Annotated in this window: 22 protein-coding genes; 8 read left to right on the top strand and 14 right to left on the bottom strand. The window is 42.1% G+C overall.

All coding sequences use genetic code 11. The features are described from left to right. The first annotated feature begins 40 nt into the window (after positions 1 to 40). Entirely contained in the window at positions 41 to 574 is a 534-nt protein-coding gene (locus tag SJ2017_RS00740; RefSeq protein ID WP_055025954.1) for a dihydrofolate reductase family protein, read from the top strand. Positions 575 to 585: 11 nt separating this feature from the next. On the opposite strand, the gene SJ2017_RS00745 is transcribed toward SJ2017_RS00740, so the two are convergent. Continuing rightward, positions 586 to 912, bottom strand: coding sequence for an ArsR/SmtB family transcription factor (locus SJ2017_RS00745; RefSeq protein WP_080914574.1), 327 nt, complete (start codon positions 910 to 912; stop codon positions 586 to 588). 124 nt (positions 913 to 1,036) lie between these two features. Between SJ2017_RS00745 and SJ2017_RS00750 the strand changes: the two genes are divergently transcribed. Beyond that, entirely contained in the window at positions 1,037 to 1,963 is a 927-nt protein-coding gene (locus tag SJ2017_RS00750; protein ID WP_080914575.1) for a permease, read from the top strand. 87 nt (positions 1,964 to 2,050) lie between these two features. On the opposite strand, the gene SJ2017_RS00755 is transcribed toward SJ2017_RS00750, so the two are convergent. Further along, entirely contained in the window at positions 2,051 to 2,386 is a 336-nt protein-coding gene (locus SJ2017_RS00755) for a hypothetical protein (RefSeq protein ID WP_055025957.1), read from the bottom strand. A 201-nt stretch (positions 2,387 to 2,587) separates the two neighbouring features. Here SJ2017_RS00755 and SJ2017_RS00760 point away from each other — a divergent pair, with 201 nt between their 5' ends. The 4 genes from SJ2017_RS00760 (at position 2,588) to hmpA (ending at position 6,182) form a co-directional block, all read left to right on the top strand. Beyond that, positions 2,588 to 3,469 (top strand): LysR family transcriptional regulator, encoded by an 882-nt coding sequence (locus SJ2017_RS00760; protein ID WP_055025958.1) that lies wholly within the window; start codon positions 2,588 to 2,590, stop codon positions 3,467 to 3,469. 33 nt (positions 3,470 to 3,502) lie between these two features. Next, complete coding sequence (locus SJ2017_RS00765) at positions 3,503 to 4,039, top strand: DUF2937 family protein (protein ID WP_055025959.1); 537 nt, start codon at positions 3,503 to 3,505, stop codon at positions 4,037 to 4,039. 183 nt (positions 4,040 to 4,222) lie between these two features. Next, complete coding sequence (locus SJ2017_RS00770; protein WP_055025960.1) at positions 4,223 to 4,696, top strand: peroxiredoxin; 474 nt, start codon at positions 4,223 to 4,225, stop codon at positions 4,694 to 4,696. Between the two features lie 292 nt (positions 4,697 to 4,988). Beyond that, on the top strand, positions 4,989 to 6,182 hold the full coding sequence (gene hmpA / locus SJ2017_RS00775) for an NO-inducible flavohemoprotein (protein ID WP_055025961.1): 1,194 nt from the start codon (positions 4,989 to 4,991) through the stop codon (positions 6,180 to 6,182). A 98-nt stretch (positions 6,183 to 6,280) separates the two neighbouring features. Here the strand turns inward: hmpA and envZ are convergent, their stop codons facing one another. The 10 genes from envZ to SJ2017_RS00825 all read right to left on the bottom strand — a co-directional run bounded on the left by envZ (position 6,281) and on the right by SJ2017_RS00825 (position 17,610). After that, positions 6,281 to 7,603, bottom strand: a complete 1,323-nt coding sequence (gene envZ, locus SJ2017_RS00780) for a two-component system sensor histidine kinase EnvZ (protein WP_080914576.1) — start codon at positions 7,601 to 7,603, stop codon at positions 6,281 to 6,283. Between the two features lie 42 nt (positions 7,604 to 7,645). Continuing rightward, a complete protein-coding gene (gene ompR / locus SJ2017_RS00785; RefSeq protein WP_055025963.1) occupies positions 7,646 to 8,371 on the bottom strand; it encodes an osmolarity response regulator transcription factor OmpR in 726 nt (241 codons plus the stop codon). 196 nt (positions 8,372 to 8,567) lie between these two features. After that, positions 8,568 to 9,350, bottom strand: coding sequence for a hypothetical protein (locus SJ2017_RS00790; RefSeq protein WP_080914577.1), 783 nt, complete (start codon positions 9,348 to 9,350; stop codon positions 8,568 to 8,570). Positions 9,351 to 9,528: 178 nt separating this feature from the next. Next, positions 9,529 to 10,008, bottom strand: a complete 480-nt coding sequence (gene greB, locus SJ2017_RS00795) for a transcription elongation factor GreB (RefSeq protein WP_055025965.1) — start codon at positions 10,006 to 10,008, stop codon at positions 9,529 to 9,531. 98 nt (positions 10,009 to 10,106) lie between these two features. Beyond that, entirely contained in the window at positions 10,107 to 10,625 is a 519-nt protein-coding gene (locus SJ2017_RS00800; protein ID WP_080914578.1) for a hypothetical protein, read from the bottom strand. Between the two features lie 43 nt (positions 10,626 to 10,668). Then, the gene (locus SJ2017_RS00805) at positions 10,669 to 11,355 is read right to left on the bottom strand and encodes a TorD/DmsD family molecular chaperone (RefSeq protein WP_080914579.1); all 687 of its coding nucleotides are present in this window, start codon (positions 11,353 to 11,355) and stop codon (positions 10,669 to 10,671) included. Between the two features lie 50 nt (positions 11,356 to 11,405). Continuing rightward, complete coding sequence (locus SJ2017_RS00810; RefSeq protein ID WP_055025968.1) at positions 11,406 to 12,086, bottom strand: DMSO/selenate family reductase complex B subunit; 681 nt, start codon at positions 12,084 to 12,086, stop codon at positions 11,406 to 11,408. Positions 12,087 to 12,098: 12 nt separating this feature from the next. Continuing rightward, complete coding sequence (locus SJ2017_RS00815) at positions 12,099 to 14,612, bottom strand: DMSO/selenate family reductase complex A subunit (protein ID WP_080914580.1); 2,514 nt, start codon at positions 14,610 to 14,612, stop codon at positions 12,099 to 12,101. Positions 14,613 to 14,658: 46 nt separating this feature from the next. After that, on the bottom strand, positions 14,659 to 16,647 hold the full coding sequence (locus SJ2017_RS00820) for an MtrB/PioB family decaheme-associated outer membrane protein (RefSeq protein ID WP_080914581.1): 1,989 nt from the start codon (positions 16,645 to 16,647) through the stop codon (positions 14,659 to 14,661). A 15-nt stretch (positions 16,648 to 16,662) separates the two neighbouring features. Then, a complete protein-coding gene (locus SJ2017_RS00825) occupies positions 16,663 to 17,610 on the bottom strand; it encodes a DmsE family decaheme c-type cytochrome (protein ID WP_055025971.1) in 948 nt (315 codons plus the stop codon). A gap of 194 nt (positions 17,611 to 17,804) precedes the next feature. Here SJ2017_RS00825 and SJ2017_RS00830 point away from each other — a divergent pair, with 194 nt between their 5' ends. Both SJ2017_RS00830 and SJ2017_RS00835 read left to right on the top strand, forming a co-directional pair. Then, on the top strand, positions 17,805 to 18,737 hold the full coding sequence (locus SJ2017_RS00830; RefSeq protein WP_080914582.1) for a helix-turn-helix transcriptional regulator: 933 nt from the start codon (positions 17,805 to 17,807) through the stop codon (positions 18,735 to 18,737). Between the two features lie 469 nt (positions 18,738 to 19,206). Beyond that, the gene (locus SJ2017_RS00835; RefSeq protein WP_080914583.1) at positions 19,207 to 21,564 is read left to right on the top strand and encodes a Tex family protein; all 2,358 of its coding nucleotides are present in this window, start codon (positions 19,207 to 19,209) and stop codon (positions 21,562 to 21,564) included. Positions 21,565 to 21,629: 65 nt separating this feature from the next. Here the strand turns inward: SJ2017_RS00835 and SJ2017_RS00840 are convergent, their stop codons facing one another. Both SJ2017_RS00840 and SJ2017_RS00845 read right to left on the bottom strand, forming a co-directional pair. After that, complete coding sequence (locus tag SJ2017_RS00840; protein WP_144430216.1) at positions 21,630 to 22,556, bottom strand: hypothetical protein; 927 nt, start codon at positions 22,554 to 22,556, stop codon at positions 21,630 to 21,632. A gap of 173 nt (positions 22,557 to 22,729) precedes the next feature. Further along, entirely contained in the window at positions 22,730 to 23,251 is a 522-nt protein-coding gene (locus tag SJ2017_RS00845; RefSeq protein ID WP_080914584.1) for a hypothetical protein, read from the bottom strand. Positions 23,252 to 23,254: the final 3 nt, after the last annotated feature.

Here is a 23,254-nt window from a genome sequence, read left to right on the forward strand (position 1 = left end):
AAGTTTGCTACACTCATGTGAATATTATCGAGGTGACACAATGGCAAATATCGTATTTATTGCAACGAGTTTAGATGGCTATATTGCCGATAAAAATAACAACATTGATTGGCTTCATGAAACGCCTAATCCAGAAGGGTCTGACATGGGGTTTAGCGACTTTATGGCACGCATTGATGGCTTGGTCATGGGACGAAATACCTTCGAAAAAGTATTGAGCTTTGATTGTGATTGGCCTTATACCAAACCCGTATTCGTGTTGAGTCGCACCTTATCAGAAGTCCCGAGTGAATTGACAAATAAGGTGTCTTTAGTGAAAGGCGATCTTGCGCAAGTGGTCGCTGAGCTTAACGCCAAGGGATTTAATGACTTATATATTGATGGTGGTGTGACAATTCAACAATTTTTGCAGCACGACATGATTGATGAGTTAATCATTACCACTATACCGACGCTGCTTGGTGGTGGTATTCCATTATTCGGTGATTTAGCTGAACCACTTAAATTTACACATATAAGCAGTCAACAACATCTTGGCTGCTTAGTGACCAATCAATTTAAACGAGTTCGATAGGTGTATTTTGACTATACGTTTGTTTTGCCTATAACGGGCTTTTCACCGCAAGTTTGATCGGCGCAGCATTCATTTTGTAAAAAGACGATGACAGACTCTAATTGGGTAAATTCGGCAACGCAAAATAAGGTGCGCCCTTCACGTCGCTGAGAAATCAGCCCCGCAGAGGCTAAACTGGCAATATGGTGTGAAAGGGTTGAACCTGGAATACCGAGACTTTCTTGTAAACTGCCCACTGCAATACCTTGAAACCCTGCTCGTATCACTTTGTTATATATGGTTAACCTTGTTGGATGACCTAATTCTTTTAATGTTTTCGCAACCGTATCGATTTCCATTGTTTAGTTCCTTAGGAGCGGTATAACAAAAATATATTTCGATAATACTAGAAATATATTGATCTATCTAGTGAGATTACTTATATTTCGATTGTTCTAGAAATATAGATATAAGGTTTACACTATGTTCGACTTCAATTCAGTTTATAGCACTATGATTAAAGAAACACTCGACATGTTTGTGTTCTTAGCCGTTGAGTTAACGATTCTGTTTATTGCTATTAGTTATTTAGTGGGCGTATTACAGCAATACATTCCACCAGAAAAAATTCAGCGGATTCTGAGCAGTAAAAATGGCCGAGGTTATGTGGTAGCAGGATTGTTAGGTGCCATTACTCCATTTTGTTCTTGTTCAACTATCCCGTTTTTAAAAGGGTTACTGCGTGCTAAAGCAGGCTTTGGCACCATGATGGTATTTTTATTTGCAAGCCCACTGCTAAATCCAATCATTATTGGTTTATTTGCAGTGACATTTGGTTTGAAAGTTACACTGTTTTATTTTGTGATGGCAATGGGCGTGTCTGTCATTGCTGGTTTTACCCTTGAAAAGCTTGGGTTTGAAAAGTATGTCAAACCTGAAGCCTATATTGCACCTGAGTCAAAAGGTTGTGGGAGTGGTTGTGGGGCTAAATCTGTACCTGTAAGCAAGTGGCGCAAGATTTGGAACAGCACATGGGCTGACTTTAAAACGGTTTTACCTTACCTGTTAGGCGGTATTGCCATTGGCTCATTAATTTACGGATTTATGCCGACAGAGTTTGTTGCAAGTATCGCTAGTGAAGAGAATCCATTAGCCATTCCTGTGGCAGCAGTTATCGGTATTCCGTTATACATTCGAGCAGAAGCGGTGATCCCATTAAGTGCAGCACTTGCAGCAAAAGGTATGGGATTAGGTGCGGTAATGGCGCTAATTATAGGCAGTGCAGGTGCGAGCTTAACAGAAGTTATTTTGCTTAAGTCGATATTTAAAAACCAAATGATTGCGGCATTTCTGTTTGTCATTATTTCAATGGCGATCAGTGCAGGGTTTTTATATCAATTCATTTTCTAAGGGCAGGTACCTCATTCACGATGGGTAAATAGGGTTTTACCCATCGTTTTATATGATGTTAGTAACAACAATCACAGTTAATCTAGATTACTCTTGTTCGGAGCAGGCGGTAAATTTTTGAGCTGAGACGCCGAGTTTTTCCGAAAAATTAGATACCAAACAAGCCGTGGTTTTCTCATCATCTTCCTCTAGCATATGTTTCTCAACACATGCCCGCATCACCTCGCGAAATACCGATTCTACTTTTGCTTCTGATTGATTTACACAGCTGGCCATTTTGGTAAATTCATCATCCGCTTTCATTTGATTAACGGACATTTGAATCACCATATCTAATTGTTCAGCGGTGAGCTCTTCTGAGAGGGGGGAGCTTGCCATTGTAGATGATGACAGTAACAGAGTGACAATAATCGCGGCTTTCATGTATTAATCCTTTAATGTAATGTCCATATTGATCGCTAATGCTATAGCGCTAACTACACAGTATAGCCTAATAACATAAGCGTTATTACTAGCTGATTTTAATGGGCTTGCTACAATCGTAGGCATTCACCAAGCCGTTATTAATGGCTATCACAATTTGTAAACTGTATCTGCCATTCGGTTAATCTTGCTGGAGACGACATGCTGACACGTTCAGATGATTTAGAAATATTACTTACTGTTGTCGATAGTGGCGGTTTTTCAGCTGCGGCAGAGCACTTGGATATTCAAGTGGCACGAGTATCACGTTCTGTTAGTCGAATAGAGCAACAACTTGGCGTGACGATATTAAACCGCACCACTCGACGAGTTGATTTAACCGATGAAGGTCGTCAGTTTGTTGAGTCTATTCGCAATGGGCTGCAATGCCTTAATCAAGCAGAGCATGACTTGATTTGCCGTGGCGATCTACCCAAAGGACGGTTGCGAGTTAATGCTGCTAGTCCATTTGTATTTCACCAATTAATCCCATTAATTCATGAATTCAAAGAGGCATATCCAGATATTGAATTAGAAATCACCTCTAACGAGGGTTATGTCGACTTATTAGAAAAGCACACGGATGTCGCTATTCGTATTGGTGAACTTGCTGATTCTACTTTGCATGCCCGCTTATTGGGTCACAGTATGTTGTATTTCGTGGCGACACCTGAATACTTGCAAAAGCGTGATATTCCAAAGCAGGTTTGTGAGTTAAATTATCATAATTTAATCGGTTTTAGTGAGCCTAAAGTGCTGAATCAATGGCCGCTAAAGGGCGGGTACACAGCTGTGCCTGCGATGACATGTAGTAGTGGAGAAACCATTCGACAATTGGTGTTAGCCGGCCATGGCATTGGCTGTTTATCTGGGTTTATGGTGAACAAAGATATTGAGGAAGGGCGGTTAGTGACCTTGCTTGAATCTGAAAAACTGGTCAATGCTGGCTGTCGTCAGGTCAATGCTGTGTATTATAAATCATCTTCTGTGGCGAAGCGCATTTCTGCTTTCATTGACTTTATCCAACCTAAATTAACGTTATAAGCCAAGCCATTCACACTTTTTAAAGGCATTTACATGAAATCGATAATGGATTATTTGCGGCTCATTTTGTTTGTAAGTGGCGTACTGCTTGGGGTACAAGTGCCTGCTTTTGTCGATCAATACGGTCAACGTTTACAAGCGCATACTCAAGAAGCCAAATTAAGTCTGGATCAATTTCAGCGAGATGCTGATCGGTTTTTTGCGGGTGATATCCAACGGCTTATTCAGCATTACCAACAAAACCCTGATCAAGTTGTCAATGCCGGCGGAGACAGTATTGAAGCCATTTATCAGCGGTATCAATTACTCAATGGCGCCTTAAATCAATTTAACCAAACCGCTTACAGCGGTTTTGAACAAGTGGCTTTCGAGCCATTAGAGGATATTCGCCAAGAGGTTTGGCAAAATTTTAGCCATACCATTATGTTGGACACCAGAGCGATTGCTATAGGCTTAGTCATTGGCTTTATATTATCCCTAGCTTGTGAATTATGTCTTGTGGGCTGCGGTAAAGGATGCCGACATGCGTATCGGGCGATGAAACCTAAAGCTAAGATGAATACCGAGTAATAAAGAGCCACGAGAAGTTAAGTGAAGCATAGCGAGCATACCAGAATAGCAGCGAGTGCTTTAGTGGCTACATTCACGTTTATTGGATAAATTAACCATACAATTCTTCGGTGTTTGTTTGAAGGATTTCGTTTTATGCTAGTCATTATGTTAATCATCATTTCACTTGATTAAGGATATCCCATGATAGAACAAGGACACACATTACCTGCAGGCATCTTATCTGAGTTAACACCAGACGGAATGCTCAATCACAATGTGAGTGATTTTTTTGCTGATAAGAAAGTGGTGTTGTTTGCAGTACCTGGTGCATTTACGCCAACTTGCTCAGAATCCCATTTACCGGGTTTTGTGATTTATGCCGATCAGCTTAAAGCCAAAGGAGTTGATGTCATTGCCTGTGTTTCAGTGAATGATGCCTTTGTTATGAAAGCATGGGGAGAGGCGCAAAATGCCTCTGAACTGACCATGCTCGCCGATGGCGATGCAAGCTTTACCAAAGCATTAGGGCTAGACATGGATACTGCTGGGTTTGGTGGTATTCGTTCGCAACGTTATGCCATGGTTGTTGATAATGGTGTTGTGACGACCTTGAATGTGGAAGCGCCGAAATCTTTTGAAGTCAGTACTGCAGAAGCGATATTAGCGGTTTTGTAAATATTACGAGAGAGATTAGCTTTTAAAGGCGACGGATATAGTCGCCTTTTTTATTCAAATTTAACCCACTCTTATCCAAGAGTTGTGTCGTAAACGTATAACTGTATTAATCTATTTTTAGGGCCATCACTGATTCTTGATCTTGGTGCAATCGAGTCAATCCTTTCAGCTACCAGTATGATATTTACGAGCTAGATAAATTCAAATTAATCTGAAATATATTGATCTAAATCAAATACATGTTTAGTATTCTTTTAAAACATGCATTTTAAATACATATTAGAGGTTGTTTATGTTAGATCAGCATACCAAAGACGTTGTTAAGAGCACTATTCCGTTATTAGAAGCAGCAGGCCCAGCGCTAACCACACACTTTTATCAACGTATGTTTGAACATAATCCCGAGTTAAAAGATGTATTTAACTTGGCTCATCAACACACTGGCGGTCAGCCAGTTGCCTTATTTAATGCCGTTGCCGCTTACGCCAAAAATATTGATAACCTTGAAGCACTTGGCGCTGCCGTTGAGCGTATAGCCCATAAACATACTGGTTTTTTAATTAAGCCTGAGCAATATGCCATTGTTGGTGGTCACCTACTTGCGACCCTTAAAGAACTCGGCGGTGATGCAGTAACCGAAGAAGTATTGACGGCATGGGGCAATGCATATGGTTTTTTAGCGGATATTTTTATCAATCGAGAAGCGCAGCTTTATCAGCAAACCGCTGCCAAAACGGGTGGTTGGGAAGGTAAGCGCCGTTTTGTTGTAAAGGCTAAAACAGTAGAGTCTTCAGTGATTACTTCATTTTTATTAACGCCTGAGGACGGTGGATCGGTTGTCGATTTTACGCCTGGGCAGTACTTAAGCGTGTCGCTTGAGCATGAACAGCTTGAGTTTACTGAAATTCGTCAATACTCATTATCGGATGCGCCAAACGGGAGTAGCTACCGCATAAGCGTGAAGCGTGAAGCGGAAGGTAAAGCTTCAAATTTACTGCATGATCATTATCATGTTGGTGATGTGATTGAGCTTATAGCCCCAGCTGGTGATTTTGTACTTTCTGCACAAGCTGATACGCCAGTGGTATTACTGTCTGCTGGAGTGGGGGTGACACCAATGAAGAGTATGCTTAATCAGTTATTGTCTCAATCTCACCAAGCAGATATTACGTGGGTTCATGCCTGTGAAGACGGTGCGCAGCATGGCTTTAAAGATGCGATAAAAGCTAAGCGCAATGCCAATACTCACCTTGAAAGTTATGTGTGGTATCGTCAACCGTTAGCGACAGATTTACCCGCTGAAGACTTTGATTTTGAAGGGACAGTTGCACTGGAAAATATCGCTGAGCGTATTGTGCCAAATGCACAGTATTATTTCTGTGGCCCTATTGGGTTTATGAAGGCGATTAAGCAGCAGTTACTCGCGCTTAATGTGCCAGAGTCGCAAATTCATTACGAAGTGTTTGGCCCACATTCAGACTTATAAACAGAGTAATAACCAATCTGAAAAAGCGACTCACTATTTACGCTATAGCAGTCGCTTTTTTGGTATCAAACTTTGGGCAGTCAACAAGCTCAATAGCATTAACTATTATCTATTGGCAACCATACTTGTGCTTTTAAGCCGCCTTCTGGACGGTTACTCAATTCAATTTTTCCGTGGTGGCGGTCAATAATCCGTTTTACTATCGCTAAACCTAGGCCAGAGCCCACTGAGCCACGGGCGCTGTCGCCTTGGGTGAATGGTTGAAATAGTTCATCGATTTTAGCTTCGTTAATGCCAGGGCCATTGTCTTCGACAATAAAGCTGACGTATTTAGGCTTATGTTTAGAGCTGATTTTTATCCAGCCGCCACCATAGCGAAAGCCATTTTCGACTAAATTACTCAGTACTCGTTTAATAGCGATACTTTGAAAAGGCACTAATGGATAATCTTGTAAATCTAACTCGATTTCACCATCACGATTAACCTCTTGCTGGCTAATTTCTTGGATTAAGCGATTAATCTGATTCGGCTCGCGCACGCTTTCTTGATCATGACGAACATAAGCAATAAATTGCTTAATGATGTCATCCATATCCTCGATATCATTAATAATACCTTCTTGAAGATACTTGTCCTCATCGACCATCATCTCTGAGGCAAGACGAATGCGTGTCAGCGGGGTGCGTAAATCGTGCGAGATCCCTGCCATCAACAAGGCTCTGTCTTGCTCCAATTGCTTCATGCTATGAGACATTTGGTTAAAGGCGTGGGTCACTTCAACGATTTCAGATGAGCCGCTTAATGGTAAAGGTTTTGGAAACTCACCTTTGGAAACTGTCACTGCAGCTTGTTGTAGGCGTTTTAACGGTCGATTTAACCGTCGAGCGAATATCCATCCTCCAGCGACACTTAATGCACCAATCACTAATAAGTATAGAGTCAGTGGAGAGAGATCATTTTCATTGAGGCCAGTAAGCGGCACTTTTATCCACAAGGTGGGTGCTTGTGGTGGTCGGATCCAAACTTGTAATTGCGTTCCTTGGGAAAAGCGAACTTCAGCCTCGCCACCTAAGTATTGCGACATTTGTTCAGACAAGAAGCCATAATACGTTGCACTATCAAGCCCTGCTTTGATGGCATCTTGTTGATTGTAGATTTTCATTTCATCGTGGCGTACTTTTGCATTGAGGGCATCGACCATGGTGAGGTGTTCGCGGCTAATCGTGACGCCATCGATGAACAACAAATTAATCTGACGGGCAATCAGTTGGTTAATTTGTTCGTAGCTAGGTTTGATGAAATATACAGTGACAGATAAGTATGACACTAGCTGATTGATAAGCAGCAAACTACCAATCAAGAGAACGGTTTGACTGAAAGAGTTGCGTGGCAGAAAACGCTGCCACCACTTCAGTTTAATTGCCGTTGGCTGGCTAATGGATTTACTCTGGCTAATGGGGAGTTACCCTCTTGCGGTGCCATCAGGCACAAACACATAACCCAAGCCCCACACAGTTTGAATATAGCGTGGATTAGCCGCGTCGACTTCAATTAAGCGACGTAATCTTGAGACTTGAACGTCAATGGAGCGCTCGAGTGCAGAGTAATCACGGCCTCGAGCAAGGTTCATCAGTTTGTCGCGAGATAATGGCTCTCTTGGATGTGATACCAATACTTTAAGCACAGCAAACTCACCCGATGTCAGTGCAATACTCTTATCGTCGTGGAACATTTCACGAGTGGCAAGGTTCAATGAAAAATCACCAAAGCTGATGACTTCCTCTTGCTGAGCAGGTGCTCCAGGTACTTCCGTGGTTTGACGGCGCATAACGGCTTTAATACGAGCAAGTAATTCACGAGGATTAAATGGTTTTGGTAGGTAATCATCTGCGCCTAACTCTAAACCAATAATGCGGTCTACTTCATCGCCTTTGGCTGTCAGCATCACAATAGGGATAGGGTTTTCTTGCTGACGTAAGCGTCGGCAGATAGAGAGTCCATCTTCACCCGGAAGCATTAAATCAAGCACTAAAAGGTGAAAGTTTTCACGTTCTAATAAACGATCCATTTGTTCAGCATTGGCAGCGCTTCGCACTTGATACCCTTGCTCAAGTAAATAGCGTTCCAATAATGATCTGAGTCGCATGTCATCATCGACAACGAGAATTTTAGATGTTTCCTGGCCCATGAAATATCCTTTAGTCTAAATTTCGGCGCTAAATACCATTAATCAGTTCAATATAGCGAGTTTATTAGAGTGCAAACAAGAGGTGTTACAGTCGATTATGGCAGAACAAGGATAATATGACTAATAATGATAATTAAGTCTATGAAATTATTTATAAATAATGAAGTGGATTTGATTTTTGGAAATTGTAACTAAATCAGTTTTTGCGCATTAATCGTGAAAAAGTATCTATGATGCCATCTTCGTTGTGATCCAGTAGAAAGATTAATTGGTCATCATGTAATTTGACATTAAAGGCCGCTGAGGCGATTTCTCCATAACGACTAAAACCTGTTTGTTGATTGTCGTCATATTGAGTTTGAAAATACACTTCCCCAGAGTCTGATTGGTGTTGATATTGGCCCCACTCCATCCCTGTCAGTTCGTCATCATGTTCAAAGTTGATTTGCAGTTGCACATAAAGGCCATTTTCTAGCATTAGGACTGCATAAAGATCGTCATATTCTTGGTTGTACCAATAGCCTTCAATTTCTCTTGGTTCTAATTGTTGGTACTCAATCACGTTATCAATTGAGTTATCACCTAAGGTGTCCATGTTTAATTGTAAGCGAGAGGCATCACTGTTGAGGTACACATGGCTTTGATTTCGTTGGGTGAGTAAGGTGATAAAGCCTTTGGTTGGATTATTGCTAAATGTCGGATTAAAGCTGATAGAAAGCGGCAATTCAGAAAACGCTTTCGTGTTAGACAAATTAAAGTAACCCCATTCGGCAAAACTGTTATCTGGCGCCTGCAGATCTAGACCAATCTGTAAGTAACTGTGGTCATCGTTGATTTGTAAAATTTCAATGTGATCGGTTTGTTGACTAAGCCAGTTACCCACAATATGAGACGGCGGCGAGGCGTTGGCCCCCCCACAAAAAATGAGCAATATGCAGACGATGCTCTTGTTAAATCGCACTAACCATTGCCCATACATAAAAGCTCCATTTTTATGCCACTCAAAAAACAATAGAGATAAAAACAGGATCTCAAGTTTAGTAAATGAGCGCTATTGCGCAAACTTATGCCAGTTAAATCGACTCAAAGTCTTATTAATCTTGGTGGATGCGCCTAAATGGGGCTTTGTTCTATTCCTTTATGGTTATCAACTCTACCTATAAAGCTGTATAAGATATTTTATTGATATACCAATCTTGTGGGCCTGTTGGTGTTGGAACGACAGCATCGTCGTCGACCTCTTTTTTGAGTAAGGCGCGTGCCATGGGGGAGTCAATTGAGATATAGCCTTTGGCATCGCCGTAGATTTCGTCAGGGCCGACAATTCTAAAAGTGAGTAGTTTGCCGTCATCGTTTTCAATTTCAACCCAGGCTCCGAAGAATACTTTTCCTTCTTGTTCGGGGGCATATTCGACGACTTTTAACGTTTCGATACGTTTACGTAAAAAACGAACTCGGCCATCTATTTGGCGAAGCAGGCGTTTATTTTCTTTGTAATCTGCATTTTCACTGCGATCGCCAAGGCTGGCTGCCCAGGTAACTTTTTTGGTGATCTCTGGGCGGTATTCTCGCCACAGGTAATTCAGTTCTTTTTTGAGTTTGGTCATCCCTTCAGGGGTGATGAGGTTGGTTTTCACTTGGGTGTGTACTCAATCTGATGGTGAGTTATTGCTTATGAGTGAAATTACCTAAAAGGAATGCCGTTGTCGACACTTAAGTCGATACGAGTCAGTTGTTAGCTGCCCATATTGCGGCTTTGACTACGACGTTGTTGACGCAGCTGTGCTAACTGATCCATTGCAGAGATGACTTTTTGACTTTGATGACATATCACAGCGAGTCTAGTATCAGTGCCTTGAGCTTGCTGATTGTTTTGCAAAGCATCGTTGTCGGTGTGTGATTTGGCGGCTAATTCGTCAGCTTGTTTGAGACACTGCTTGGCGTAGTGCTCTGTAATTTGAATGATTAAGGCTTCTGCTTGAGTCAGGTTGTTACTGTTGATTTCTTTGACAAATAACAGCAAAAAACAGTCGAATAATGCGCTAAACACTGCAGGGGTATCGAACTTAGCTTGTTCGCAAGCGATACGACGAGATGGGTCGATTAATGCGGCGACTAGATTAGCTGTGGTTGTGGCATTCGTTGCGCCTGCAAAAAGGCTGTTAACGTAGGTATCTTGCTGCCAGAATACGACCAGTTGATGCGACCATTCGGCCTTATCCCACTGTGCGCCCATTGCGTGAATGACTGACATAACAACTCCTACGAAAACAACATGACATGAGTGTAAAACGCGTTTATCTGAATAGCTTTCTTGGCATTGGTATAACCTTAAATGCGTCAGTAAGCTCAGCTAAATAGTCATTAGCCAATAACGCAATGGCCAGATAAAAATCGGTTTCTGCATTGATTTTTGCAAGCTCTAAACAGCGACCCGCCCAAGGTAGCATGTGTTGCTGTAACAACACCTGAATAAACTGGGTTAATTGCTGCTCATCGACATCAGATTCAGGATTGGTTTTAGCCTCAACGAGTTGGGCAAAACTTGAATCTAATACGCTAAAGAACAAGCCAATATGATCAACGGGTTGTGGCATCTCAAGTTCGAAACTCACGCCGTACTGCTTGTAAAAATCAATTAGTGCGATAGTTGATGCATCAAAATGTACTTGATCTTCACCTAAGTAAGCAGAGCCTTGTGGTATCGCTTTAGGTTCACCTGGACCAAAAAATAGCTGACCATAGTCAACTTTTAAGTCCATTAGGTGCTCAGATTCATCCCATTGATTGAGGTACGCTGTTAGAGCGTCACGTCCTTGTTGATTGTCACTGCGATTGGCAAATTCAGGCCAAGTAGCAGCAACGTCATTGTCTTTGAAGTTTGCAATAAGCTCTGCTTCAGGATAATGACAAAAAAGGTTATGCAGAATACGGGCTACGGCTTGGTATTCACATAACTGTTCAACTGACTGTTCAATACTCATGTTACTTTTCCTCAAAAAGGGCAGTGGTCAATGACCACTGCCAGATCTGATTAGACTTCTTTCGGGTTCAAGATATTACCCGCACCGCCACCTGCTGGTTGACCATTGCGATTCGCTTTGATGATCAAGTTCGGGGTAGTGATTGATGGGTTTGGTAATGGTGCAATATGACCGTCACCTGAACCATACTTAGCTTGAATGTTTTCTGTTGTATCAAAGTCTAGTGCACGTAATGGGCAAGACTCAACACACACTGGCTTACGGCCTTCAGCTAAACGGTCATAACAACCGTCACACTTGGTCATCACTTTACGTTCTTGATCAAGTTGTGGCGCATCGTATGGACAAGCACGAGAACAGCTTTCACATGCAATACATAGCTCTTCTGCTACAAGCACTAAACCGTCTTCACGACGTTTGTGCATCGCACCAGTAGGACAAGCTTTAACACATACAGGCTCGCTACAGTGGTTACAACCTACAGACATGTAGTAAGCAAATACGTCTTGCTCAAAAGTACCTGTTGCAGGGTCAACATTCCATGTACCGCCACCATATTCGTAAACACGACGCCAGTTAACGCCGTTTAGGCTTGGCACGCCATTTTCAACTGGCTTAGTGGCATTACGGATTTGCTCGCCTTGTCTGTCTTTACAAGAGATATGGCAGGCTTTACACCCTGTACATTTAGTCGAATCGACATAAAAACTATATTGGATAGCATCGCTCATTGTAGCGCTCCCTTATAAAACTTTACGAATTTGAACACGGTTAGTGTGTTGTGGATTACCTTTAGCCACTGGGCTAGGCATGTATTTGGTTAGCGAGTTAATTGCGCCACCAATATCAACCACTTTACCTGTTGAGCCAGTACGGCCATTTGGATCTGGTAAGAACCAAGCACCTTGACCAAGAGCTACAACACCCGGTACAACACGAGGAGTAACACGTACTACAACTTCAATTGAACCACGATCGTTATACATTTCTACTTTGTCGCCAGAAGCAACGCCGTATTGTTGTGCATCAATAGCGTTCATCCATACTGCATCTTCAACTGCTTCACGTAACCAAGGTACGTTATGGTAGCTAGAGTGAGTACGACCTTTAGTGTGATAGCCCGCTAATTGCAGTGGGTAATCTTCTTTAGTGTCTTCATCTTCATAACCGTCCCACGTTACTGTGTACTGAGGGATAGCAGTGATGGTGTCGCCTTTAACTTTGTTTTGTTCCCAGTTAGCCGCGCGCCATGCAAGTTCTGCAGAATGAATTTCGATTTTGCCTGATGGCGTACCTAGTGCTTCACCGCCGTTAACAAAACCTTGTAGTGCAACGTTGCGGTTTTCCATGTTCTTACGGAAGAAACCAATTTCTTGTGCTTCTTTGTAAGTTGACGGGAACGCAGGGCTCACACCTAAGTTTTTGCTGTTTTCACGGGTTTGTTGGTATAGCTCTTCTAGCCATTCGTCTTCAGTTTTACCTTCAGTAAACTCAGCGCCAACACCCATTTTTTCAGCGATTAATGCTGCAACTTGGTACATAGACTTACAGTCCCAAATTGGGTCTACTGCAGCTTTCATTGCTGTGATGTAACCCATTGCACCTGAAGCGTAAGAATCATCAACTAAGTCGTTAGATTCTAACCAAGAGGTATCAGGAATGATGATGTCGGCAAATTTAGCGCCTGGTGTCATCCAACAATCACAAGAAACAATCAGCTCAACGCCGCTTTCATCTTTTAAGATTTCTGCAGTGCCGTTGATGTCAGCATGCTGGTTTAATAGCGAGCTGTCTGATGCTGAAATGATCACTTTGATGTTAGTACCAAGTGGCGTATCTAAATCATCAGTACCCGTAATACCGTGGGTACGTGCCGTCATGGTTTCGCCATTGTGAATCGCTTCTGACCAAGTGAAGAAAGAGATTTTTTCTTTCACTGGGTTAGTGCCTGTTGGGATAGAACCACGGAACATGTTAGTCATGTTTGGTAGCTCACCGTTTGATGAACCTTCACGACCTAATTTACCGGCTAATACACCTAGCATGTAGATAGCACGAACGGTTTGCTCACCGTTAGCTTGGCGGTTAACACCAGCGCCAGCAATGATGTATGGCTTTTCAGATGCCATTAAGTCATCAGCGACTTTCTTAATGTTAGCTTCAGAAATACCAGTGATTTTTGCTGCCCACTCAGGAGTGCGTGCTTCACGGTCAGCGAACTTGCCTTGGCCCATGATGTAATCGTGGTAGTTCTCTTCTGAATCCATCGCAGCAGCGTATTCGATTTTCTTCGCATCGCCACTGTTTAAGAAGATTTGCTTTTGCGCTTCAATTGACGCTGCGTCGTATCCGACACTGTTCTTGTTGATAAAGTCGATAGAGTTTCTATCAACCCAGCCTTCGCTGATCATCAAGTAAGCAATTGCTTCTGCTAATGCAGCATCCGTACCTGGACGGATTGGTAACCAAGACGATTCTTTACCCGTCATTGAGTCAGTGTAACGTGGGTCAATCATGGTGACTTTAAGGCCATTTGCACGTTGCAATGCCTGTAAGTAGTCATAACCTTCGCCAGAGCCTGATTGACGAATTTCACTTGGGTTGTAAGCAAAACCCAGTAAAAAGTCACTGCTTTCTAACGTGACAGTTGCAGAACCTGATGTACTGCCAGTACCAAAGGTATGCTTAGCCGCTTCAGTTTGTTGTGCCCAAGAATAGTTCCCGAAGTATTGTAAACAACCGCCAACTAGGTTGAATAAACGGTTAAAACATCCGTTAGATGCAAAACCGTAGTAAGCGCCAGAGCCGTAGCTTCTGAAAATTGCTTTGTTACCGTGCTCAGCGATCACTGAGTTTAACTTGCTACCAATCGTTTCTGCAGCTTCATCCCAAGTGATTGGCACGAATTTACCTTCGCCACGTTCACCAACACGTTTCATAGGTGATTTTAAGCGGTCTAATGCGTAAGTACGTTGACGTAGTGAGCGGCCACGGGCACAAGCACGAACTTGGTGCATACCGTAAACATCTTCTACTTCATGGTCCGTTTCAACGCGGGTAATCATCCCGTCGCGGCTATATACTTTAACTGGGCAGTTTGATCCACAGTTAACGAGACATGCAGACCAAGTTAGTGCTTCATCAACAGGTGGTTGCGGCGGTAGTGGCTCAGCATCTTTTGAGCTTGAATTACAGCCCGTTACTGTTGCAGCACAACCCAATGCAGCACTCATTTTTAAGAAACTTCTGCGTTCCATTATTATTTCCTCTTACTAAAATAAATTCAGCACGTTTGTTAAACGACTACAGCACATAGCTGAAATTCAGCATGATTTGATGGGCGTTATAATTGTGATTAAGCTCGCCCAGGGTAACCATGCCTGGCACTTGGTCAGGGGTCATTTGAGCGTCATCGGTGTCGTAATAGCGTTCGTAGCTGTAGGTCAGCTTTAATGCCATGTCATCACTCAAGGCATAGTTAGCGTAAAGGCTAGCGCTATGGTTATATGAGTAGTAATCCCCATATGGGCTGGTGCCATCTGCGGTGACATAAGTGTCACTGCTTGAGTTACTGAATAAGTAATCAGCACCAAGTGTCAGCTTGTCTTCCATTAGGCCGCCATAACTTACGCCAGCACCTAGGTTGATAAACTTATCTTCAATATAAGCGTACCAATCTGGACTGCTGTAGCTTTGGCTGCCTGCTTGAGCAGAGTTAATCCATTGCTGACCTGCAAAACCGTAAGCAGAGAACTGCTTCGTTAGTTGCATATTAAGATTGATGTCGTAGCTGTAATCTTCTGATTCTGTTAAACCAATGACAGTGTCATCGTAATCGTCTTTGGCATAACGACCTGTTAAGTCGATGCTTAACCAGTCAAGGGGAGTGTGGCTAACACGCAGCTCAACTTCGTTGCGCTCTCTGTCTGCTAAATAGTATTTACGCATCAGTGAGTTTTCTTCGCTCGACGTTAGCTCTGTTGCTTGATACTCAGAGCCGCCACGGTTGCTGTGACCTGCTTTTAGATCGATAGTGAAATTGTCGATGGCACGAATAGACAGTTTTGCCCATAAGCTATCTTCATTGGTTTGTTCACGTTCGCTGTAAGTGCGTTCGATGTCTTTGCGATCATAGCCAGCTTGTAAGCGGTAGCCGCTAGCAATGCGGTAGCTGGCGTTCACTTTAAAGGTTGAGCGCTCAATATCCGTGGCGACATTTTCTTTGAATGTGCCACTGACGCTATCGAAGTTGTATTGTTGGAATTCAAATACTGAACTGTTGTTTTCACGATTGCTGTAGTCGTAACTACCACCAAGGCGTAAACGGTTGTTGAGCATAGAAGTGATGCGGAAGTTTGCATCTGTGGTATCGACTTCGCCGTCCCAGTTTTGAATTGGGTTGCCTGCCACTTGAATCAAATCGTCATCTTGGATCATACGACCGACAATGAAACGACCCGACATGACAGTGCGGTCTAGCTGGTACTGACCCGATAACGAGACTTGATGCGCTTGATTATCTGGGGTTGCAGCATACACATCGTATTCAGTTGGTAAGCTTAGGTTGTCAGTATTGTTTTTATACTGACTGCCAAAATAACTTAATTCAGTTAACCAGTTATCACCGGTGAGTGCTGCGCCAGCGGTGAATGAGTCAGTGGTTGAATCAACACGTTGACCAAAGTTAATTGGACCTGGGCTCACTAAACTACTGCTTTTATAACCCGTTTTATCTTCAGAGTCGAAACGCACATAGGCTTGATAAAAGTCTTGTTTGAAATCGGCGCCGATACCCACTTTTTCACGTTGCTGAGATAACTCAAATACGTACGGTACATCAGGCGTCATCATGCCATCGTCGTAGTATAAGTTGCTTTGGGCATCACCAGATTGGTAAGTGGTGATTAATGCGTAATCCGCATCAACATTGAATAAGCCTTTTTGGCCAACACTGATGTTAGCTGTGCTGTTCTCAAAGCCAAGTTGGTGAGCTTGAACACGCGCTTGGTAACCGTGTTCATCTTGGTATTCAATATCGCCACTCAGTGATGTCACAACACCATCTTGGTCAGTACCAAAGGCATTGGCAGCATGGACATCATCACTGTCGATGTAGCCTGCAGAAACGTTAACATTGCCGCTGTAACCTTGTGTTGAAGTACAGCGCTTACATTGATACTTCTCTTGATTAAGGTTTTCAGTATTAGCATTGCCAACAGCAAAGTCAGCAGCCCATGCAGGGGCCGTTGCCATTAATAAAGAAGCAGTGATTAAATTCAGTTTAAAGTTCATTGTTATGGCTCCTGATTAGCGCTGCAGTAAGCTGCCGGCTGGGTGGTTAGAACCATGGATTTGGCTATGACAGTTCAAACAGCTTTTTCCACCGCCAAAGGCATCCATTCCAGGTTGAAGAACAACGCGACTTGCGTGACCGTCATCAGCGTGACATTGCTGACATAGTTGTGGTGCACGATTGTTTAGCATGCCTTCGTTAACGCTGCCGTGTGGGTTATGACACGTGACACAGTTTTCAGTCACAGGTGCATGTTCCCATAGCATTGGGCCACGCTTTTCTGCATGACAGCTGTAACAAGTGTCATTGACTGTTGGCTTGTTTAGGGCGCTTTCAGACATAGAACCATGTGGAGAGTGACAATCAATACAGGTCATTTGATCCCATTTCATTGGATGAGATGAGCGCTTGTTCATGTCAGCTTTTTCACGAGTGTGGCAGCTAGTACAGGTGTCATTAACGGTTAACTTGTCTAAGGCAGGGTCTTTAGCTGCATGTACCACGTGACAATCGGCACAAGCAATCTCTTCAAGATTGTGAGTGCTGCTATGCCATGCCATTTGCTCTGGGTCGTTATGACAACCTTGGCAAACGGTATTTTGAGTTGGTGCATCTAATTTGCTGTCTTTACCAAATTGGATCATGGGCTCTTTGCCCCCACGATTGTGGTTGCCTTGAGGGCCATGACAGGCTTCACATTGCAGTCCAGCCATAGGTGAGTCTTTACTGGTTAAGTCGCCATGTGCGCCTTTAAAGATGTCGGTAACACCTTCGGTACGTTGGTGACACATTAAGCAGCTGTCTGCTCCTTTAGGGGAATACTTACCTTCAGCGAACTTCTCAACGAGTTTTTGAGAAACCTCTTCACCTGTCATGTCATCCCATGGCGCAGCAGCGACACCAAATGAGCACAAGTAAAGGGTTACACTGATAGATGCGATTAAGTTTCGACACCAATTCATAATGTCACCTGACCTTATTAAATCTTAAATAAAAATGGAGTAATCAATTGGAGGTATTTTAAAGAAGAGGGGATTTCAGATCTAAGAATAGTGATTATCAAAAAACGACATTTGTGATCTAAATCTACATCATAGGTAGCAAAAAAAACTAAAATATATTTTCCAATAGTTCCTTTATTTAAAAAGTTCCCCAAATGATAAAATATAAATGCAGACCTGCAATTCACACAAAACTTGTTTGTGAATACTGTAATAGTATTGATTTTCATTTGCCGGTGGAATTTGCCCATTTTAAATATTTTAATGACACAGAATGGGTTGGCATAAATATAATAACCAAATTATTAAATTATATTGAGAATAATATTGAAGACCCTTATTTCTTTCTGAATTTAGCGAAGTATTTTGTTAAAAGGGTAACTGAGTTTACTAAAATAGACTTATCTGATGATGTCGATATCGCTCAGAAATTGATTGATTTCACAATGTTTTATAGCCAAGTATCTGATCTAAATTGGGTTACTATTGATGCGGGGGATTACATTGGCCTAGTGGCTAAGCGTAATCCTATTGAACGTGCTTCTAAGTATGATGACCTATTTGTTTATCTCTCAGTGATGCAAATATTGAATTTCCACAAAGAAGTAAATGGTAATATAATCATTGAGTTACCGTTTGAATGTGGTTTTTACGGTTATAATGTTGCCATTTTAGAAAATGTTAAATTCAACTGTCAGAACCTGTCAATTTTTGCCAAAAAAACGCCAGGTAAGCAGTATGATATTAGGCCATTATGCATTGAAACGATTACTAGCTTGGACAGGATTCATGCGGCAGCTAAGAGTATGATTCCAGCTGAGTTATCTGTTGATACATTAGCTATTGCGTTAGGAATGTCGACACGAAGCTTGCAGCGAGAAGTGAAATCTATGGGTCTTTGTGTTAAAGATATCATTAAAGAAGTGAAAGCAAATAGATTAAAATTAGTATTAAAGAAGAACCAAGATAATATAAAAGTTACTGCATATGAGTGTGGTTTTAAAAGCTTGGCAATATTTAGTCGTCACTTTTCTAATAATGTTGGATGTTGCCCTTCTGAATATGTCAGTCGAATTAACGATAAATAAGTTTATTTTTTGTAAATAAATAAATGTATCAAATGTTACATTTGATAATGGTTATCATTTACGGCCCTTTGTTAGTATATTTTTTATTTTAAATAATACCAAATAAATAAAGATAAATAAGATACCTCTTTGTGGGTATAAGTTGGTTTTTATTTATTGACTCCCTCGTTTTAAATTTTCATTAACTAAAATAACTCATTGTTTTTTATAACCCTGCTAAAAGTAAGTCTACTAGCGGTAAATTAAAAATTGATATGAACCTGTATTTTGATTGTTCTGTTTTAAGAATTTAGTCCATTGTGTCGCTTTGCTAATGCCTAAAAAACCGAGCTAAGTTACCGTTAAACTGAGCTGTCATCCTATTTAGGTTGAAAATACCCTGTAAAAATTCACTTTCTCAATAAACGTTTTAAGCAGGTTATGCTATCTTTGGGCGATATTTGTTATTCAACGCCGAATAAGACCTTTTATGCTAAGTATTGCTCAGATTATCGCTCAGGAATTGAATGTCCGTGAGCAACAAGTTTCAGATACCATTGCGTTACTTGATGATGGCTCCACCGTCCCGTTTGTTGCTCGATACCGTAAAGAAGCTACAGGGGGATTAGATGATGCTCAGTTAAGAACACTCGATAGTCGTTTAGGCTACTTACGTGAACTGGCAGAAAGAAGACAAGTGATTCTTTCTAGCATTGAAACCCAAGGTAAGCTTACGCCTGCTTTGCAACAAGCGATCAATACTGCTGATAGTAAAACACGTCTTGAAGATCTCTACCTACCTTACAAACCTAAGCGCCGTACTAAAGGCCAGATTGCTATCGAAGCAGGTTTGCTACCGCTAGCTGATTTTTTATTGACGAATCGCCAAGCGGATTTAGAAAGCAAAGCCGCTGAGTTTGTGAATGCAGAGGCTGGCTTTGGAGATACCAAAGCCGTATTAGATGGTGCTCGATTTATATTAATGGAGCGCTTTGCTGAAGATGCAGACTTACTGCAAAAAATTCGTAAACACCTTAGTCAACAAGCTGTGCTTGAAAGTCGCATGGTTAAAGGTAAAGAAAAAGAAGGTGCCAAATTCCGTGACTATTTTGAGCATACTGAAGCCATAACTAAGGTGCCATCACATCGCGCATTAGCGATGCTGAGAGGGCGCAATGAGGGCGTGCTGAGTCTGTCGATGAATGCAGACCCTAAAGCAGAAGTGGCACAAAGCAGTTATTGCGTGGTTATCATTGCTGATCATTTCAATTTGAAGTTATCTGATTCGAGTGTCGATCAATGGCTTAAAACAGTGGTGACAGCCACTTGGCGAATTAAAATTGCTTTGCAAATGGAAACCGAGTTCATAAGCCAAATGCGTGAACGTGCTGAAGCGGAAGCGATTAATGTATTTGCGCGTAACTTGGGTGATTTATTGATGGCTGCACCTGCTGGAGCTAAAGCCACAATGGGTCTCGACCCTGGACTTCGTACTGGTGTTAAAGTTGCGATTGTTGATAACACAGGTAAATTTGTCGCACACACGACGATATTCCCTCATGCTCCACAAAATGTCTGGGATAAGTCTATCCGTACGCTGGCTAACTTAATAAAAATGCATAAAGTGGACATCATTGCTATTGGTAATGGTACAGCGTCACGTGAGACCGATAAACTTGCTGCTGAAGTGATTAGCTTTATGAAAGAAACACACCCGAGTTTAACCAAAGTGATGGTTAGCGAAGCGGGCGCTTCAGTCTATTCTGCTTCTGAATTAGCATCGGAAGAGTTTCCTAATCTTGATGTCTCGATTCGTGGCGCAGTTTCCATTGCTCGTCGTTTGCAAGATCCGCTAGCAGAGTTAGTTAAGATTGAGCCTAAATCTATTGGTGTAGGTCAATATCAGCACGATGTGAGCCAAAGCCAGCTATCAAGTTCACTTGAGGCCGTCGTAGAAGACTGTGTAAATGGTGTTGGTGTCGACTTGAACATGGCGTCTGCGCCATTACTGGCTCAAGTGGCAGGTTTGAATAAAACCTTGGCTAAAAATGTGGTCAGTTACCGCGATGAGAACGGTCAGTTTGAGTCGCGTAAACAGTTGCTAAAAGTGGCACGCTTAGGCCCTAAAGCTTATGAACAAGCAGCCGGTTTCTTACGCATTCGTCATGCAAAAAATCCATTAGATGGCTCAGCAGTTCACCCTGAGGCTTATAAGTTAGTGGAAACCATTGCTAAAGCTAAACAGCAGACGGTTGAACAGCTAATGGGTAACAGTGAATTATTAGCGCAGCTTAATGCTGCTGAGTTTGTCACTGAGGAATTTGGTTTACCGACCATTACCGACATTTTAGCCGAGCTTGATAAACCTGGACGTGATCCTCGTGGTGAGTTCAAGACAGCGAGCTTTAAAGAAGGGGTTGAAGAGCTAAAAGATCTTAAACTCGAAATGATCCTCGAAGGGGTTGTGACCAATGTGACCAACTTCGGTGCTTTCGTGGATGTTGGGGTTCATCAAGACGGTTTAGTGCATATCTCTTCATTGACAGACAAGTTTGTCAGCGATCCACACACGATTGTGAAAGCGGGTGATGTGGTTAAAGTTAAGGTCATGGAAGTGGATGTTGAACGTCGCCGTATTGCGTTAAGTATGCGATTAGACGAGCCATTACAAGCAGCGAATAAATCTAAACCTCAGTCTAACGCTAAGACGGGTTCAGCTCATAAGCCAAGTGGCGCTAAACATGCTGCAAACAAGCATAATGGCGGTCAGCGTAAACAAAATAAAGCGCCTGCCAATGCGGCAATGGGTAATGCATTTGCTGATGCCTTTGCTAAGCTAAAAAAGTAAACTAGCTGATGTATTAACAATTTAAAATCAATGATTAAGCCCTTAGCTTTAGGTTAAGGGCTTTTTTATGGAAGGTAACCTGAGCAGACTTCATCAAAATGAGTGTATGGCGATAACAAGTAGTTAGCTTGTTGCATCTCAGCTAGAAGCTTGGGATCCATTAACGGGTTTTCGATACTGAATATGCGTCGTTCACTGAGCTTTGATGAGATCAACTCTTGGCAGTACTGGCGGTAAAATGTGTTATCGAATTGGCCGTTTGCCATAATACGTTTAATGCCGACCTCGATTCGCTTAGCCAGTTGTGGCTCATCAGGTGAAACATAAAAGAAGGTCGCTAACGGAATATGTAGCAGCACATTTTCATCTAGCACTAAATCTGCAAATTTAACTTTAAATGAACTTAACTCGGCTGGCGCTTCATTAACTCCACGGCCAAAACTTTCAAAGCGGCCTTTGTCTAGCATATGAAATAAACCGTCGTAACTTGAACCGACAACCACGTCAAACCCGGCTTTTTCAAATGCCAGTCTTGTTGACCAATGTATGCCGCTGCCAGTTGGGATTTGTTTGAGTTGTTCAATGGTTTTGATCTTGGAAAATTGGGCTTGAGTTTGTTTTTTGATAATGAAAACTCTAAAACCCTGGATACCTTTACGAATAGGCACTCTTATCGGAATCAGCTTTTCATTCCAAGCGGGTTTTATGGCTTCTGCAATGACGTTAATGAGCTCGCCATCGACCATTTCTGTCAAAATCCGATCACGGGTCATAAAGATTGGAGAGTGGGTGATTTCCCATTCGCCAAAATCATCTTCGGTGTTTTCAAGTATCAGCTGCATTAACTCATAGCTGTAATGGTAACGCATATCATTGGCAGAGGCTGGCTGATTGAGAATGATAATATCTTTGGCAACGGCAAAGGGAGCTATTGTGAAATAGCTAAATAGGTAAGTAACAACAATGACGAGTATGTACTTAAATAATGACAAAAGAGTGCCTTGACTGAGTCCTTCAGAATATTAGCTTATTCAATATAATTAAATAGTTACCAATACTCAATATTTACAAGATACAAAAGCAAAATTTGCTTGATAACGATCAATATTTCATGGCGTTACCAAGTCATGTTGTTGCGTTTAAGCTAAGGTAGGTAAAGCAGGATTTAGACTAACGCGAATAGTTGGCTTTGCTCAGCAGGCGTTGTTTGCTGCTGATAAAACTGACCGACTCGTTCACCTAGTTGCTCATAAAATGCTTGCTCTTGTTCTTGGTTAGCATCATGAAGTAACAAGCTTTGAATCGCTCGGCTATTATTCTTGTCGCTGATTTTATCTGTTTCAACATTCGGGTTATTTGGGTTTTTTTGCTGAATATCACGACGTTGAATCGTTGGGTTACTATTGGCTGCCACTCGTAATAGTTGTGGAAAAATACCTTTTGGTCCCAAGGTTTGTTGCTGCGTTTGCTGTTGCTCGGCAGATTGTTTTTGCTGCTGTTTTTGATCGAGTAATTCGTGGCGAGTTAACCGTTCATTTTGCTGATTATACGCCCGCTCTTGGTAGGCTTTAGACAACTCTTGTGGTGGCAGAATAGGCTTGGCTTGCTGATTATCCGCGCGCGCAAGATCCGTCGCAACATTACTTGTTGCTATCGGTACTTGGGGATAATTAGTGACAACCAGCATAAA

The organism is Shewanella japonica (genome assembly GCF_002075795.1).
GTDB classification, from domain to species: Bacteria; Pseudomonadota; Gammaproteobacteria; order Enterobacterales; family Shewanellaceae; genus Shewanella; species Shewanella japonica.